This is a genomic window from Thioalkalivibrio sp. ALJ21, assembly GCF_000378605.1.
Taxonomy (GTDB): domain Bacteria; phylum Pseudomonadota; class Gammaproteobacteria; order Ectothiorhodospirales; family Ectothiorhodospiraceae; genus Thioalkalivibrio.
Genome location: NZ_KB905156.1, coordinates 288,313 through 302,683, shown reverse-complemented (window position 1 = coordinate 302,683; position 14,371 = coordinate 288,313). Strand labels below are relative to the sequence as shown.

The 14,371-nt window shown below is 67.3% G+C and carries 14 protein-coding genes; 7 read left to right on the top strand and 7 right to left on the bottom strand.

Translation table 11 applies throughout. From position 1 onward, the window contains the following. Window positions 1-95 precede the first annotated feature (95 nt). The 3 genes from mreD to F579_RS0107485 all read right to left on the bottom strand — a co-directional run bounded on the left by mreD (window position 96) and on the right by F579_RS0107485 (window position 2,691). A complete protein-coding gene (gene mreD, locus F579_RS0107495) occupies window positions 96-587 on the bottom strand; it encodes a rod shape-determining protein MreD (protein ID WP_019023748.1) in 492 nt (163 codons plus the stop codon). After that, window positions 584-1,516: a rod shape-determining protein MreC gene (gene mreC, locus F579_RS0107490; protein WP_155984985.1), complete on the bottom strand. Its 933-nt coding sequence runs from the start codon at window positions 1,514-1,516 to the stop codon at window positions 584-586. Before mreC ends, mreD begins: the two co-directional genes overlap by 4 nt. A gap of 128 nt (window positions 1,517-1,644) precedes the next feature. Then, entirely contained in the window at window positions 1,645-2,691 is a 1,047-nt protein-coding gene (locus F579_RS0107485; RefSeq protein ID WP_012981744.1) for a rod shape-determining protein, read from the bottom strand. A 143-nt stretch (window positions 2,692-2,834) separates the two neighbouring features. On the opposite strand from F579_RS0107485, the gene gatC reads away from it, so the two are divergent. The 5 genes from gatC to F579_RS0107460 all read left to right on the top strand — a co-directional run bounded on the left by gatC (window position 2,835) and on the right by F579_RS0107460 (window position 7,519). Further along, on the top strand, window positions 2,835-3,122 hold the full coding sequence (gene gatC / locus F579_RS0107480; RefSeq protein WP_019023750.1) for an Asp-tRNA(Asn)/Glu-tRNA(Gln) amidotransferase subunit GatC: 288 nt from the start codon (window positions 2,835-2,837) through the stop codon (window positions 3,120-3,122). Window positions 3,123-3,191: 69 nt separating this feature from the next. Then, window positions 3,192-4,643 carry an Asp-tRNA(Asn)/Glu-tRNA(Gln) amidotransferase subunit GatA gene (gene gatA, locus F579_RS0107475; protein ID WP_019023751.1) on the top strand — a complete coding sequence of 484 codons (1,452 nt, stop codon included), beginning with the start codon at window positions 3,192-3,194 and terminating at the stop codon, window positions 4,641-4,643. A gap of 10 nt (window positions 4,644-4,653) precedes the next feature. After that, window positions 4,654-6,087, top strand: a complete 1,434-nt coding sequence (gatB, locus tag F579_RS0107470; RefSeq protein ID WP_019023752.1) for an Asp-tRNA(Asn)/Glu-tRNA(Gln) amidotransferase subunit GatB — start codon at window positions 4,654-4,656, stop codon at window positions 6,085-6,087. A gap of 18 nt (window positions 6,088-6,105) precedes the next feature. After that, window positions 6,106-7,002: an Hsp33 family molecular chaperone HslO gene (gene hslO, locus F579_RS0107465; protein WP_019023753.1), complete on the top strand. Its 897-nt coding sequence runs from the start codon at window positions 6,106-6,108 to the stop codon at window positions 7,000-7,002. Window positions 7,003-7,102: 100 nt separating this feature from the next. Then, window positions 7,103-7,519 carry a hypothetical protein gene (locus F579_RS0107460; protein ID WP_019023754.1) on the top strand — a complete coding sequence of 139 codons (417 nt, stop codon included), beginning with the start codon at window positions 7,103-7,105 and terminating at the stop codon, window positions 7,517-7,519. A 13-nt stretch (window positions 7,520-7,532) separates the two neighbouring features. Here the strand turns inward: F579_RS0107460 and F579_RS0107455 are convergent, their stop codons facing one another. Next, entirely contained in the window at window positions 7,533-8,288 is a 756-nt protein-coding gene (locus tag F579_RS0107455; RefSeq protein ID WP_019023755.1) for a molybdopterin-synthase adenylyltransferase MoeB, read from the bottom strand. A 163-nt stretch (window positions 8,289-8,451) separates the two neighbouring features. Here F579_RS0107455 and F579_RS0107450 point away from each other — a divergent pair, with 163 nt between their 5' ends. Then, window positions 8,452-8,811: a hypothetical protein gene (locus F579_RS0107450; protein WP_019025597.1), complete on the top strand. Its 360-nt coding sequence runs from the start codon at window positions 8,452-8,454 to the stop codon at window positions 8,809-8,811. 57 nt (window positions 8,812-8,868) lie between these two features. Here F579_RS0107450 and prmC read toward each other — a convergent pair whose 3' ends face one another. Genes prmC through hemA form a run of 3 tightly spaced genes read right to left on the bottom strand, consistent with a single transcriptional unit; the run spans window position 8,869 to window position 12,106 of the window. Further along, window positions 8,869-9,726 (bottom strand): peptide chain release factor N(5)-glutamine methyltransferase, encoded by an 858-nt coding sequence (gene prmC, locus F579_RS0107445; protein WP_019023757.1) that lies wholly within the window; start codon window positions 9,724-9,726, stop codon window positions 8,869-8,871. Continuing rightward, window positions 9,726-10,811 (bottom strand): peptide chain release factor 1, encoded by a 1,086-nt coding sequence (prfA, locus tag F579_RS0107440; protein WP_019023758.1) that lies wholly within the window; start codon window positions 10,809-10,811, stop codon window positions 9,726-9,728. The genes prmC and prfA overlap by 1 nt, the downstream gene beginning before the upstream one ends. Beyond that, entirely contained in the window at window positions 10,808-12,106 is a 1,299-nt protein-coding gene (gene hemA, locus F579_RS0107435; RefSeq protein WP_018993506.1) for a glutamyl-tRNA reductase, read from the bottom strand. Before hemA ends, prfA begins: the two co-directional genes overlap by 4 nt. A 528-nt stretch (window positions 12,107-12,634) precedes the next feature. Here hemA and F579_RS0107430 point away from each other — a divergent pair. After that, window positions 12,635-14,353: a tetratricopeptide repeat protein gene (locus tag F579_RS0107430; RefSeq protein ID WP_019023760.1), complete on the top strand. Its 1,719-nt coding sequence runs from the start codon at window positions 12,635-12,637 to the stop codon at window positions 14,351-14,353. Window positions 14,354-14,371: the final 18 nt, after the last annotated feature.

Below are 14,371 nucleotides of genomic sequence, written 5' to 3'. Positions count from 1 at the left end.
TGTGTCTCTCCATTCGTTAGTGAACTACTGATCAATGTACACGTTCGCGCACGAGTGGCTTTTGGGGGCGTTCGACCAGAACGGGTGGCTCGTGTTCAGCTCAGGTGGAGCAGCCAGCGCCGACGCATGTCCCTTAGCAGCACGAAGATCAACGGCCAGACCAGTGCGCTGGTCGCCACTGGCGCCCAGTACCAGGCGCTGCCGGGTGGCAGTCCAATCGCACCCTGCGGCCACAGGGCCAGGAGCTTGTACAGCGCCGTGAGGACGGCCACCACGATGGCCTGTTGCCAGACGGGGTAAACCCGCAGGCGTGGATGAATCTGCAGCACGATGTACGCTACCACCGCCAGGGCGATGGCGTTCTGCCCGAGCAGCTGGCCGTACAGGGCGTCCAGTAGCAGCCCCATGATAAAGGCCGTCAGCACCCCGAAGCGCTGGGGGAAGGCCATGATCCAGTACACCAGCGCCAGCAGGAGCCATTCAGGCCGGGCCGGGGGCAGTGCATCGGGGATGGGCACGATGGACAGGGCCAGCGCGACGACCAGGGTCAGGGCGATCAGCCAGGGGATGCCCAGCGCGCGATTCATGGGTTGTCAGCCGCCTCCGGCATATCGGCCTCGCCCTCCGGTTCTGCTTCACGCTCGGTCGTTTCCCCTTCTTCTTCCGGGTGGGCATCGGTGTCCGCGTCCGGATGTTCGCTGGTCCACAGCAGCAGGACCTCGCGCGAGCGATCCAGGGCCGCCAGAGGCTCGGCCTGGATATCAAGAAACGGTTGCCCCGGCTGGCGTTCGACCGAGATCACTCGGGCGACCGGGTAGTCCGGCGGGAAACGTCCACCGAGCCCGGAGGTCAGCAGGAGATCGCCCTCCTCGATGTCCTCCTGGGGCGGGACGTGTCGCATTTCGAGGCGCCGCGGGTTGCCGGTGCCGACGACAATGCCGCGCAGGCCGGTACGGGCACTGAGCACAGGCAGGGCGTGGCCGGGGTCGGAGATCAGCAGCGCGGTGGAGCTGGCCATTTGGGTGGACAGGACCTGTCCGATCACGCCATCGGGGTGGATGACCGGCTGCCCCGGGTAGACACCGTGTCGGTTGCCCTTGCTGAGTACGATCTGCTGGCGGAAGGGGTCCAGGTCCACGGCCAGGAGCTTGGCGATCTCGACGCGCTCTTGTGCGCGTTCGGCAGTATTCAGGAGTGCGCGCAGGCGGTCGTTTTCCATCTGCAGTGCATCGAAGCGCAGTTGTCGGGCCCGCAGCTCCGCGTTTTCTTCGCGCAGGATGCGGTTCTCGGTAATCAGGTCTTCGCGGCTGGTGAAGGATTCGAGCAGCCGGCTGCCTGCCCGGATCGGCGCATCGACCGCGACCTGCAGGGGATAGGCCACCGTGGACAGTGCATTGCGCACGGTCTGCAGCTCGTTCAGTCGGTGATCCAGCGCCATTAGCGCCACACCCAGCAGGATCACCGCGAGCAGGCGCAGAGTGGGCGATACACCCAGTCTGAACAGCGGCTTGCTGATGGCTTAACCTCCGGTTGCGGGTCGTGATTGGGTCAGGGGCGCGCCACGGTTGGCAGGTGCGATGGGAAGAGCCCCGCCAAATTCCCAGGATGCGGGGCGACGCCCCATCCCCCGATCCAGCCCGGAGTCTACTCCATGGACAGGAAGTCCACCTGCTTCTCGTCGAGCATCTCCAGTACGCGGCCGCCGCCACGCGCCACGCAGGTCAGCGGATCGTCGGCGATGACCACCGGGATGCCAGTCTCTTCCATCAGCAGGCGATCGATCTGCTGCAGCAGCGCGCCGCCGCCGGTCAGCACAATGCCGCGCTCGGCGACATCGGAGCCCAGTTCCGGCGGGGTCTGTTCCAGTGCGGTGCGCACGGCGGAGACGATCCCGTACAGCGGGTCCTGCAGGGCCTCGAGGATCTCGTTGGAGTTCAGCGTGAACGAACGCGGCACGCCCTCGGCCAGGTTGCGGCCCTTGACCTCGATCTCCAGCAACTCCTTGCCCGGATAGGCGGAGCCGACCGCATGCTTGATGCGCTCGGCGGTGGCTTCGCCAATCAGCACGCCGTAGTTGCGGCGTACATACGACATGATTGCCTCGTCGAAGGTGTCACCGCCGATGCGCACGGACTCGGAGTAGACGATGCCGTTCATCGACAGCACCGCGACCTCGGAGGTCCCGCCGCCGATGTCCAGCACCATGGACCCGACCGCCTCATCCAGCGGGATGCCGGCGCCGATCGCGGCCGCCACCGGTTCCTGCAACAGGTAGACCTTGCGTGCCCCGGCGCCGAACGCGGATTCGCGGATCGCGCGGCGCTCTACCTGGGTCGCGCCGCAGGGCACGCAGACCAGTACCCGCGGGCTGGGGCGGAAGATCCGGCGCTCGTGCACCTTCTTGATGAAGTACTGCAGCATCTTCTCGGTGGTGGTGAAGTCGGCGATCACGCCGTCCTTCATCGGGCGGATCGTCACCACGTGCTCAGGCGTGCGGCCAAGCATCTTCTTCGCCTCGATCCCCACGGCTTCAATGGAGCGTGGGCCTCCGGGCCCCCGGTCCTGCCGGATGGCAACCACGGACGGCTCGTTCAGGACGATCCCCTGGCCGCGCATATAAATAAGGGTGTTGGCGGTGCCGAGGTCGATGGAGATGTCGTTGGAGAACAACCCCAGGAGGCGTTTGAACATGAAGAGGAAACCTGCGTTGGTGGTCGGGCGGGAAAGCCCGAGACTCTAGCAACTGCCCGGGGTTTGGGCAATAACGGCTTTGTGGTAACTTTGCCGGCCGCATCCCGCATCACCATCGACTGATACAGGGGTCCTTGCCGATCATGTCTGTAGAAGCCTCCGAAGTTCAGCGCATCGCGCATCTCGCTCGTCTGGCCATGAGCGACGAGCAGGCCCGCGAGTTTGCCGGCGGTCTGAGCGATATTTTTGCCTTCGTCGAGCAGCTCGACGGCGCCCCCATCGACGGTGTGGAACCCATGGCCCACCCGCTGGACGCCGAACAGCGCCTGCGCCCGGACGCCGTCACCGAGACCGATAATCGCGAGGGATTTCAGGCGATTGCGCCGGCCGTCGAGGGTGGGCTCTACCTGGTGCCGCGCGTCATCGAGTAACCCGCCGGCGTCACCGGTACGATTCCGCCGAATTCATCACGCTTTTTGTCGACAAGAGTTCTCGAAACCATGTCCCAGGAAACCCTGTCCGGTTGGGTGCGCAAGCTTCAGGCCCGCGAGATCAGCTCGCGCGAGCTGACCCGGCTGTATCTGGACCGGATCGAGCGCCTCGATCCGCAGCTCAACAGTTTTATTACCGTGACCGCCGAGTCCGCGCTGGCGCAGGCCGAAGCGGCCGACGCGCGTCTGGCCAATGGCGAGCAGACGCCGCTGCTGGGCGTGCCGGTTGCGCAGAAAGACATTTTCTGCACCGAGGGCGTGCGCACCTCCTGCGGCTCGCGCATGCTCGATCCGTTTGTCTCGCCCTACAACGCCACCGTTGTCGAGCGCATGAACGCAGCCGGGGCGGTGATGCTCGGCAAGACAAATATGGACGAGTTCGCGATGGGCTCGTCCAACGAGACCAGTTTCTACGGCCCGGTGCGCAACCCCTGGGATACCGAGCGTGTCCCGGGCGGCTCGTCCGGCGGCTCCGCCGCGGCGGTGGGCGCGCGTCTGGTGCCGGGGGCGACCGGGACCGATACCGGCGGCTCGATCCGTCAGCCGGCCGCGTTCTGCGGCATTACCGGGCTCAAGCCGACCTACGGGCGCGTGTCGCGCTACGGCATGATCGCCTTTGCCTCCAGTCTCGACCAGGGTGGGCCGATGGCCGTGACCGCCGAGGACTGCGGTCTGATGCTGAACGCCATGGCCGGTTTCGACGAGCGCGACTCCACCAGCGTCGAGCGCCCGGCCGAGGACTTCACCGCCGGTCTGAACCAGGACCTCACGGGTCTGCGTATCGGCCTGCCGAAGGAGTTCTTCGGCGAGGGCCTGGACGAGAAGGTGCGCGGCGTGATCGACGCGGCTGTCGAGGTGCTCAAGGGCCGCGGTGCCGAGATCCGCGAGGTGAGCCTGCCCAACAGCCACTTGTCGGTGCCGGCCTACTACGTGGTCGCCCCGGCCGAGTGTTCCTCGAACCTCGCCCGCTTCGACGGCGTGCGCTACGGCCACCGCTGCGATAACCCCGAGGATCTGATGGACCTCTACACCCGTTCGCGCGGGGAGGGGTTCGGCGACGAGGTGAAGCGCCGCATCATGGTCGGCACCTACGTGCTGTCCGCCGGCTACTACGACGCCTACTACCTGAAGGCGCAGAAGGTCCGCCGCATCATCGCCGACGACTTCCGCAACGCCTTCGAGGACGTCGACGTCCTGCTCGGCCCGACTACGCCGGAGTTGCCATTCGCGCTGGGGGCTAAGGCCGATCCGGTCAGCATGTACCTGTCGGACATCTACACCATTGCCGCGAACCTGGCGGGCCTGCCGGCGATGTCGCTGCCGGCCGGCGAGATCGACGGCCTGCCGGTGGGCCTGCAGCTGATCGGCAACTACTTCGACGAGGCGCGCCTGCTCGGTGTCGCCCACCAGTACCAGCAAGAAACCGACTGGCACACCCGTGTGCCGGCGGCCTTCGCCTGAGGATCGCCGCATGGAATGGGAAACCGTCATCGGGCTGGAGATTCACGCCCAGCTCAACACCGTCTCCAAGATCTTCTCCGGGGCGCCGACCGCCTATGGCGCCGAGCCCAACCGCCAGGCCTGCGCGGTGGATCTGGGTATGCCTGGCGTGCTGCCGGTGCTGAACCAGGGCGCGGTGGAGAAGGCCGTGATGCTGGGGCTGGCGATCGACGCCGAGATCACCCCGCGTTCGGTGTTCGCGCGCAAGAACTACTTCTACCCGGACCTCCCCAAGGGCTACCAGATCTCGCAGTACGAACTGCCGATCGTCGCCCGCGGGCATCTGGATATCGAGCTGGAGGACGGCACGATCAAGCGCATCGGGGTGACCCGCGCGCACCTGGAGGAAGACGCCGGCAAGAGCCTGCACGAGGGCTTCGAGTCGATGACCGGCATCGACCTCAACCGTGCCGGTACCCCGCTGATCGAGATCGTTTCCGAGCCGGAGCTGCGTTCGGCGAAAGAGGCCGTCGCCTACATGAAGAAGCTGCATTCGCTGGTGCGGTACCTGGATATCTGCGACGGCAACATGCAGGAAGGCAGCTTCCGCTGTGATGCGAACGTCTCGATCCGGCCCAAGGGACAGACCGAGTTCGGCACCCGCGCGGAGCTGAAGAATCTGAACTCCTTCCGCTTCGTCGAACGCGCGATCAATCACGAGATCGAGCGCCAGATCGACGTGATCGAGGGTGGTGGCAGCGTGGTTCAGGAGACCCGCCTGTACGACCCGGATCGCGACGAGACGCGCTCCATGCGCACCAAGGAAGAGGCCAACGACTACCGTTACTTCCCCGATCCGGACCTGCTGCCGGTGGTGGTGGATACCGCGTTCGTGAACCAGATGCGCGAGAAGCTGCCGGAGCTGCCGGACGCCAAGCGCGCCCGCTTTGTCGAGCAGTATGGCCTGTCCGACTACGACGCCGGTGTGCTGACCGCCGCGCGCGAGATGGGCGACTTCTACGAGGCTGTGGCCGCCGGCTGTGGAGCGCCCAAGCTCGCCGCCAACTGGGTGATGGGCGAGTTCTCCGCGGCGATGAATCGCTCCGAGGTTGAGCTGGCCGACGCCCCGGTGAACGCCGAGGGCCTGGCCGGGCTGCTGGCGCGCATCCAGGACGAGACCATCTCCGGCAAGATCGCCAAGGAGGTCTTCGAGGCGATGTGGAACGGCGAGGGCGATGCCGACGCGGTGATCGAGGCCAAGGGCCTCAAGCAGATCACCGACACCGGCGCGATCGATGCGATCATCGACGAGGTCATGGCCAACAACCCGCAGCAGCTCGAGCAGTACCGCGGTGGCAAGGACAAGCTGTTCGGCTTCTTTGTCGGCCAGGTGATGAAGGCCACCCAGGGCAAGGCCAACCCGGCCCAGGTGAACGAGCGCCTGAAGGCCAAGCTGGACGGATGATGCAGGGCTGCGCACTCCATGCGTGAAACCGACACCCTGCACCGCTTCATGCTGGAGGAGGCCGGCGTGCGCGGCGAGTGGGTGCACCTGGATGCCGCCTGGCAGGCCCTGCTGGAACGCCACGAGTATCCGCCGGTGGTGCGCGATCTGCTGGGCCAGGCCTACGCGGCCGTGGCGTTGACCGCCGCCACGCTCAAGTTCGACGGTTCGCTGATCCTGCAGGTGACCGGCACCGGTCCCGTGCACATGATCGTGGCCCAGGCCGATGGCCAGGGTCGGCTGCGCGGCCTGGCGCGCTTTCGCGAGACACCCCCCGAGGATGCGACGCTGACCCAGTGTGCCGGCGACAACGCCCGGTTGATGCTGACTCTGGACCCGGGCGATGGCGGCGAGCGCTACCAGGGCGTGGTCGAGCTGGAGGGCGAGACCCTGGCGGATGCGATGAATGTCTACTTCGAGCGTTCCGAGCAGCTGCCCACCCGGTTGTGGCTCGCGGCCAACGGCCAGTCCGCGGCCGGGATGCTCCTGCAGGCGGTACCGGGCGAGGGTGGTCATGCAGTCACGCGTGACTCCGAGGACTGGAACCGCGCGAACATCCTGGCCGATACTACCACCCCCGAGGAGATGCTGGAGCTGGATGCCGGCACGCTGCTCGGCCGGCTGTTCGCCGAGGAGCGCGTGCGCCTGTTCGACGGGACCCCGGTCCAGTTCCATTGTCCCTGCTCGCGCGAACGGGTGGCCGAGACCCTGCGCGGCCTCGGGCAGGACGAGATCCGCGGCATCATCGAGGAACAGGGCAAGATCGAGGTGACCTGCGAGTTCTGCAACGCGCAGTACCACTTCGACCCGGTGGATGCCGAGGCCCTCTGTGCCACCCAGACGGTCCAGCCGCCGACACCCGATACGCGTCAGTAACCGCTTGCGGAACAATCGGGCGCGGAATCTTCCCGCCGAGCGGCGGTCTTTGCTATAGAGATAGCAAAGGCAGCAGTGTTTCCCTAGCGGGGGGCTGGTCATGTATTCCCGGCATACCGAGATTCCCACCCTGGATACCCGGCCCGGATGGCAGGTCGAGGCCCGCTATTACAACCAGGCGGCCCTGGCCCTGCGGCGGCTGGGCCCCGAGATCCGTCTGCCCCTGCCGATTCTTAAGCACCTGGACCTGATCCTGCAGCCGGATGCCTGGGTTGTGGTGGATCGTGTGCTCAACGACATGCCGGTGGTGGCCTGGACGGCCTTCCGCGCCGCCCACCGTCATAACCTGCATCGCCCGGTGGCCTGCGAGCTGCGCCTTTATCACTCCATGGCGACCATGGTCACCAATCGCGCCCTGGCCTGCATGGCCGATCGCCTGACCACTGCCCTGGCCCAGGAGGATCAGCGTGTCCCCCGGGGGCAGGTGGTCGCCTTCAGGCCCCGCTCCAGCGACTGACTGAGCGTCTTCCTCAGGCCCGGGCCGGGCGCTGTGCGCAGACCGGGCAATCCGGATCGCGGCGCAGCCGAATCTCGCGAAACTGCATACGGGTCGCATCCACGATCAGCAGCCGCCCGCTCAGGGTCGGGAGCCCGATTAGCAGCTTCAGCGCTTCGGTGGCTTGCAGGCTGCCGATCACCCCCGGCAGGCTGGCCAGCACGCCGTTCGCCGCACAGGTGTCCTCGTCCCCGCCGCCCTCGCCATACAGGCAGTGGTAGCAGGCGGCCTCGGGGTCGCGGTAGTCGAAGGTGGTGAGTTGTCCCTCGAAGCGGATCACCGCGCCGGAGACCAGCGGTGTACCGCTGGCGACGGCCGCGCGGTTGATCGCGCCCCGACTGGCGAAGTTGTCGGTGCCGTCCAGGACCACGTCGGCCTTTGCAAACAGGGTGGTCATGGCATCCACATCCAGGCGTTCGGCGCGGGTCTCGACGCGGCAGTTCGGGTTCATCGCCGCCAGGCGCCGCGCCGCGGACTCCACCTTGTCGCGACCGATATCTGCATCGGTGTGCAGGATCTGCCGCTGCAGGTTGGTGACCTCGACGTGATCCGGATCGACGAGCGTGAGTCGCCCAACCCCGGCGGCCGCGAGGTAAGCGGCCACCGGCGAACCTAGTCCCCCCAGGCCCATGATGACCGCGTGCGCTTCCTGCAGGCGCTGCTGCCCCTCGACCCCGACACCGGGCAGCATGATCTGGCGGCTGTAGCGCAGCAGTTCCGGGTCATCCACGGGGCGTTCTCCAGTGTGAATCGGGTCAAGGCTTAGTCACGTAGTACGGCAAAGTGTAACCGGCGTCACGCTTCTGCGGCGCCTCGGTTAGGAACCGTTCAGGAAGCGTACGTAATCTTGATCGTGGCAATTCTGCCAGTTGCGCAGTTCAAGGAGGTACACGATGAAACGCATGATGATCGCCCTGGCGCCGGCGGCGTTGCTGGCGTTTGCCCTGGCGGCCCCGGCGCATGCGGCCCAGCCGGTCTCCGGCTTTGTGCACACCGGTGCCGCGGCCTTCGACCCTGATGCCCTGCAGCATGTGCATCACCGCCCGGGCCATTATGGCGGCCCGCCGCATGCCCGCAGCCATCCTGGCTATCGTGGCTACAAGTATTCCAAGCGCTCGCATAAACGCGGGCGTGGCCATCAGCACCGGCACTACCACAGCTACCAGCAACACCATCATCACCACTACCACAGCCGTCCGCGACACCGTTCGCCCAGCGGCTCGATGAACTTGCACCTGCATATGCCGTTCTAGGAGCCTGCCAGCACCCGCATCACACGGTTGGCCCCGGCGTTCGCGCCGGGGCTTTTTTTACGCGCGGATCCCGATCGTGATGCGCTCGTGCCCGGCCGAATCACAAAGGCTCCGCACCTCGCGATAACCCGCCTGGGCCATGCGGGCTCGCACGTCACGGGCCTGGTCGAACCCGTGTTCCAGCAGCAGCGGGGCGCTCTCGAGCAGGTGGGCGGGAGCCGTATCGATGAGGGTGTACAGGTCTCCGAGCCCGGCTTCCGGCGCAGCCAGCGCCTCCCGTGGCTCGAAGCGCAGGTCGCCGTGGGTCAGGTGGGGGTCGTCCGGGGCGATGTAGGGCGGGTTGCTGACGATCACGTCGAAGACGTCCTCGGGCTTGAACGGGGCGAGCCATGTCCCCTGCAGGAAGGCCACGTCCAGTCCCAGGGCGCCGGCGTTGGCGCGGGCCTGGCGCAGGGCGTCCGGGCTGCGGTCGGTGGCGACGGCCTCGATGGCCGGGCGGTCCGCCTTCAGCGCGAGGATGATCGCGCCGCTGCCGGTGCCCAGATCCAGTACCCGGGGATGCGCGCGGTCGCAGGTGTCGATGGCCGCGAGGGCCTGCTCCACCAGCAACTCGGTCTCCGGGCGCGGGATCAGGCAGGCGGGGGAGATCCCGAGATCGAGGGTCCAGAAGGCGCGGCGGCCGAGGATGTGGGCGATCGGTTCGCCCGCCTCGCGGCGCCGGCACAGGGTGTCGGCGCGTTCGCGCTGCGATGCGGTGGGGGTATCGAGCCCGCGGGCGATCAGGGCGCTGGTGTCGAGGCCGGTCGCCGCGCCGAGCAGCAGGCGGGCCTCGAGCCCCGGCTCGTCCGATCCGGCCGCCTGCAGACGGCCGCGCAGCTCGCGCAGCAGGGCATCCAGCGTCGCGGGCGTTTCCATTACGCGTCCGCGAGAGTGGCGAGCTGCTCGGCCTGGTATTCGTGGATCAGCGGTTCGATTACCGGGTCGAGGTCACCGGCCATCACCTGTTCCAGCTTGTACAGGGTCAGGTTGATGCGGTGGTCGGTCACACGGCCTTGCGGGAAGTTGTAGGTGCGGATGCGCTCGGAGCGGTCGCCGCTGCCGACCAGGCTCTTTCGCTCGGCGCTCTGCGCGGCGGCCTGCGCCTCGCGCTCGGCCTCGAACAGGCGGGCGGCGAGGTAGGTCATGGCCTTGGCGCGGTTCTTGTGCTGCGAGCGTTCTTCCTGGCACTCGACCACGATGCCGGTGGGCAGGTGGGTCAGGCGGATCGCGGAGTCGGTCTTGTTGACGTGCTGGCCGCCGGCCCCGGAGGCGCGGAAGGTGTCCACGCGCAGGTCGGCCGGGTTGATCTCCGGCATCTCGACCTCGTCCAGCTCCGGCAGGATGGCAACCGTGGCCGCGGAGGTGTGGATGCGGCCCTGCGATTCGGTCTCCGGGACGCGTTGTACGCGGTGGGCGCCGGATTCGAACTTGAGCCGCGAGAAGGCGCCCTGGCCGGCCAGGCGCCCGATCACCTCGCGGTAGCCGCCGTGTTCGCCCTCGCTGGCGCTGAGGATCTCCAGCTTCCAGCCCTGCTGTTCGGCGTAGCGGGTGTACATGCGCAGCAGGTCGCCGGCGAAGATCGCGGCCTCGTCGCCACCGGTGCCGGCACGGATCTCGAGGAACACGTTGGCATTGTCGTGCGGGTCCTTCGGGATCAGATGGCGATGGAGCTCGGCCTCCAGCGCCTCGGCCTGCTCCGTCAGGGTCTCGATCTCGGCCTCGGCCATTGCGCGCAGCTCGGGGTCGTCTTCCGCGAGCATCGCACGGGCCTCTTCCAGTGCGGCCTGGTTGTCGTGCCAGGCCTTCCAGGCGTCGGCGACCGGCTCGAGCTGGCTGTATTCCTGCGACAGGCGGCGCAGCTGGTCGGCGTCCTCGGCGGCGTCCGGGGTGGCCAGCAGCTGCGCGATCTCGGCATGACGCTCGGCCAGGCCCTCGAGCTTGGTACGGAACGAGGCCTTCACGAACGGGTGCCGGACTCGGGGTCGTGGCCGGGGTCGTCTTCCGGGCTGGGCAGCTGGAACAGCCGGTGGGCGGCGTCGAGCAGGCGCGCGTCACCCTCGTGGGCGGCGGTGTTCAGCGACTTGCAGGGGGCGTGCATCAGCTTGTTGGTCAGGCTGTGGGCCAGCAACTGCATGGCCTCCTCCGGCGACTTGCCGGCGCGCAGCATCGCCTCGGCCCTGGCCAGGGATTCGGCCTTGACGGCCTCGGCGCGCTGACGCAGCTGGCGGATGCTGTCCACGGAGTCGCGGGCGCGCAACCAGCGCATGAATTCGCTGGCGCGCTGGGTAATGATCTCCTCGGCCTGCGCGGCGGCGGCCTGGCGCGAGGCCATGTTCTCGTCGATCACTTCCTGGAGGTCGTCCACCGTGTAGAGGTAGACGTCCTCGAGCTGGCCGACCTCGGGCTCGATGTCGCGCGGGACGGCGATGTCGACCATGAAGATCGGCTTGTGCCGGCGCTTGCGCAGGGCACGTTCCACCGCCCCCTTGCCGAGGATCGGCAGCGGGGCGGCGGTGGAGGAGATCACGATGTCGGCCTCGGCCAGGCGATCCGGCAACTGGTTCAGGCTGATCGCCTGGCCGTCGAAGCGCTCGGCCACGGCCTGGGCGCGTTCCTCGGTGCGGTTGGCGACGATCACCTGCCCGATTCCGTGGCCGGACAGGTGCTGCAGCGCCAGTTCGATCGTCTCCCCGGCGCCGATCACCAGCGCGGTCAGCGGCTTCAGGTCGCCAAAAATCTGGCGCGCCAGTGAGACCGCGGCAAAGGCCACCGAGACGGCGCTCTGGCCGATCGCAGTCTGGGTGCGCACGTCCTTCGCGGTGGCAAAGGCATGCTGGAACAGGCGCTCCAGCGAGCGGCCCAGCGTGCCGGCGTCATGGGCATGCTGGTAGGCCGTCTTCATCTGCCCGAGAATCTGGGGCTCGCCGAGGACCAGCGAGTCCAGGCCGCTTGCCACGCGCAGGGTGTGGCGCACCGCGGAGCCGTCGTGGTGCAGATAGAGATAGGGCCTGAGTTCGTCGCGGTCGATGCCGTGGTAACCGCCCAGCCAGTCCAGCACGCGGTGTTCGGACTGCTTGCCGCCCTCGCGGAAGTACACTTCGGTGCGGTTGCAGGTCGACAGGATCGCGGTTTCCGGCAACAGGACACCCGAGCGCAGCGAGTGCAGGGCCTCGCCGAGCTGGCTTTCATTCACCGACAGCCGTTCGCGGATCGCGACCGGAGCGGTCTTGTGATTGATACCAAGAGTGAACAGCATGCTGACGCTATTGTGCCGCAAATGCCCGGAAAAGGCCCCCAAAACATACAAGTCACCGAGGGAGAAGTGCATTCCCTCGGTGGTGGGTGCGTAGTGTACTGGCCCGTGCCGTCCGTTACAGTGTCCAGCCGGTGTGCCGCTCGGTTGCCAGTTTGGAACCGTGGCACGGGATGGGCGTCCAACAGGGAAACACTGATCACTGTAAACGCTCGCGTTGGCACCCCAGGTTTTCCGAGACAAGGCGCGATGCGCAGCCGGTAGTGGTTCTACCGGCAAGGGCCGCAACGCAGGATCGGGGAACTTGGGGTGCCAACCCCACAAACCATTGAGAAGAAGGGGCTCGGCCGCTTTTGCGTGGGAACGGCGTTGCGGTTCCCTTGTGCAGAATGACTGCACGGCAGTCACCGCGCCTTGTTCGCACGCAAAAGCGACTCGAGCGCGAGCGTGTACAGTGATCAGTGTTTCCCTAAGTGATGCACTTATCCGAGTCTCCCCTGAATGCAACGGAGTAATCCGATCGGACCCGAAATGATTCGACCCCTATTTGCGGCGCTGGCCGCGCTCGTGCTGGTGGGCTGCGCCCACATGCCTCTGGGCGCCTCGGAGGGCGAGGCCCTGGAGACGGATCGCCCCGTGATCCTCCCGATCATGCCGGCTCAGGACCCGGAAGCGGCCCTGATGCTGGGGGTGCTGGTCGGCGAGATCGCCGTGCGCTCCGGGCAGTACGAAGAGGCCGCGCGCTACTATGGCGCCGCGGCCCTGCTCAGCGACGACCCGGCCATTGCCGAACGGGCCACCCGCATTGCGCTGTTCGCCCGGGATCGCAACCAGGCCCTGCAGTCTTCCGAGCGCTGGCGCCAGCTGGCACCGGAGAGCCTGGATGCCTTGCAGTTGTCCACGGTGCTGCGTCTGGACCTCGGGCAGCCGGATCCGGCTGCCGAGCAAATGGGAGCGGTGATCGACCTGCAGGCCGTGCAGGGTGGAGACCCCTACGCGGCGCTTGGCGCGGTTGTCGGGCAGACACACAACCGCGAGGCCGCGCTGGAGGCCCTGGAAAAGCTGACGGATCAGCGTCAGGACGACGTCGGTGTGCATCGCGTATTTGCCGAGGCGGCACTGCGCTTCGCGCCCGGCGAGCCGGCACTGGAGGCGACCGCGCGGGGTGTGGAGCGCTTCCCGGAATCCGTGTCCCTGCGCCTGCTGCGCGCCCGCGCCCTGGACGAGGCGGGGCAGTCCGACGAGGCGCTGGAGGAGCTGCGCGCGACGGTGGCCAACCACCCGGAGAGCCGCGAGGCCCGTTTTGGCTATGCCCGTATGCTGGCGGAGCACGATGATCGCGAGATGGCGCGCGAAGAGATGGACCGCCTGGTCGAGCAGGACCCGGAGGATGTGCAGCTGCTGCTGGCCCTGGCGCTGATGAACCTCGAGGCCGAACAGCTGGGGCCGGCCCGGACCTATCTGGAGCGTCTGGACGCCCTGGGCGAGCGCGCGGACGACATCGCCTACTACCTGGGGCGGCTGCACGAGATGGAAGACGACCCGGAAGGCGCGCGCCAGGCCTACGAGCGGGTCGGGGGTGGCGGCCACGCCGATGATGCCCGCCTGCGCGCGGCGCGCATGACGCTGGAGATCGAGGGCGAGTCGGCGGCGCGCGAACGCTTCGAACAGATGCAGCAGGGCCCGGATGCAGAGCTTGCCCGACGTGCCTATGTTGGCGAGGCGAACGTGCTGCGCGAAAGGGGCGAGTACACGGCTGCGCGCGAACGCCTGAATCGGGGACTGGTGCAGTTCCCCGGCGACACCCGGTTGCTGTACATGCGCGGCCTGGTGCACGAGCGCCAGGATGACATTGAGGCCGCCGAGGCGGATTTTCGCGCGATCCTGGACAACGATCCGGAGAACGTCGCCGCACTGAATGCGCTGGGCTATACGCTGGCGGACCGCACCGACCGCTATGACGAGGCGCTGGACCTGATCGAACGGGCCTACGCACAGGAGCCCGACGACGCGGCGATCATCGACAGCTATGGCTGGGTCCTCTATCGCCTCGGACGGCTGGACGAGGCCGAGGACTTCCTGCGCCGCGCCTACGATCTCTCCGACGACGGCGAGATCGCGAGCAACCTTGCCGTGGTGCTCTGGGAGCGGGGCGAACGCGACGAGGCGCGCTCCATTCTGGAGGCGGCGCTGGAGCGCGAGCCGGATCACGAGCGCCTGCTGCGGGTGCGTGACGAACTCCTCGAGTGATGTTGTCTGGATCCCCAG

What these genes read in the sequence shown, in the direction of transcription:
- prmC (WP_019023757.1), bottom strand. Translation starts at nt 9,726, where the DNA reads ATGGAAACGCCCGCGACGCTGGATGCCCTGCTGCGCGAGCTGCGCGGC.
- gatC (WP_019023750.1), top strand. Translation starts at nt 2,835, where the DNA reads ATGTCTGTAGAAGCCTCCGAAGTTCAGCGCATCGCGCATCTCGCTCGT.
- F579_RS0107460 (WP_019023754.1), top strand. Translation starts at nt 7,103, where the DNA reads ATGTATTCCCGGCATACCGAGATTCCCACCCTGGATACCCGGCCCGGA.
- F579_RS0107430 (WP_019023760.1), top strand. Translation starts at nt 12,635, where the DNA reads ATGATTCGACCCCTATTTGCGGCGCTGGCCGCGCTCGTGCTGGTGGGC.
- mreD (WP_019023748.1), bottom strand. Translation starts at nt 587, where the DNA reads ATGAATCGCGCGCTGGGCATCCCCTGGCTGATCGCCCTGACCCTGGTC.
- hemA (WP_018993506.1), bottom strand. Translation starts at nt 12,106, where the DNA reads ATGCTGTTCACTCTTGGTATCAATCACAAGACCGCTCCGGTCGCGATC.
- gatA (WP_019023751.1), top strand. Translation starts at nt 3,192, where the DNA reads ATGTCCCAGGAAACCCTGTCCGGTTGGGTGCGCAAGCTTCAGGCCCGC.
- F579_RS0107485 (WP_012981744.1), bottom strand. Translation starts at nt 2,691, where the DNA reads ATGTTCAAACGCCTCCTGGGGTTGTTCTCCAACGACATCTCCATCGAC.
- hslO (WP_019023753.1), top strand. Translation starts at nt 6,106, where the DNA reads ATGCGTGAAACCGACACCCTGCACCGCTTCATGCTGGAGGAGGCCGGC.
- gatB (WP_019023752.1), top strand. Translation starts at nt 4,654, where the DNA reads ATGGAATGGGAAACCGTCATCGGGCTGGAGATTCACGCCCAGCTCAAC.
- F579_RS0107450 (WP_019025597.1), top strand. Translation starts at nt 8,452, where the DNA reads ATGAAACGCATGATGATCGCCCTGGCGCCGGCGGCGTTGCTGGCGTTT.